The organism is Pseudoalteromonas sp. GW168-MNA-CIBAN-0100 (assembly GCF_040309225.1).
Lineage (GTDB): Bacteria > Pseudomonadota > Gammaproteobacteria > Enterobacterales > Alteromonadaceae > Pseudoalteromonas > Pseudoalteromonas arctica.
In genome coordinates this window covers 1-419 of the sequence record NZ_JBEOOL010000148.1, presented here as the reverse complement: position 1 = coordinate 419, position 419 = coordinate 1, and the positions used below count along the sequence as shown (strand labels likewise).

The window sequence follows — 419 nt, the reverse complement described above, 5'->3', positions numbered from 1 at the left end:
AGCCGCAACCGCCTGTGGGTCGCTCCAGTAAAGTAATAAACTGGTCAAGGCGCTAAATAAAAATGACAAGGCCACACCTGCCAGCAGCATAGATTCTACTTGCCCACTTTGCTGCCGCCCTGCAATCAATATAAGTAAACTCATAGCCACTAAACTGCCAGCCAATGCCGCTGCCGATAATGCAAAGCCCGCACTAATGCCCACAAACGCCATGAGTATAACAACCCCCAAAGACGCCCCAGACGATATCCCAAATAAATAAGGATCTGCTAACGGATTACGCGTCACGGTTTGCAAAATAAGCCCGGCAATGGCTAAACCACTGCCAGCTAAAAATGCCAGTAATGTGCGTGGCATTCTTAATTCAACAATAATTCGAGTGTTAAAGGAGCCCTCTGGTGGGGTGAAAATACTTTTAA

At 47.0% G+C, this 419-nt stretch carries 1 protein-coding gene; it reads right to left on the bottom strand.

Features of this window, described 5'->3' with window-relative positions:
* Nucleotides 1-419: FecCD family ABC transporter permease (locus AAEY62_RS20445; protein ID WP_350636051.1), on the bottom strand; the 419-nt coding region annotated here is incomplete at both ends.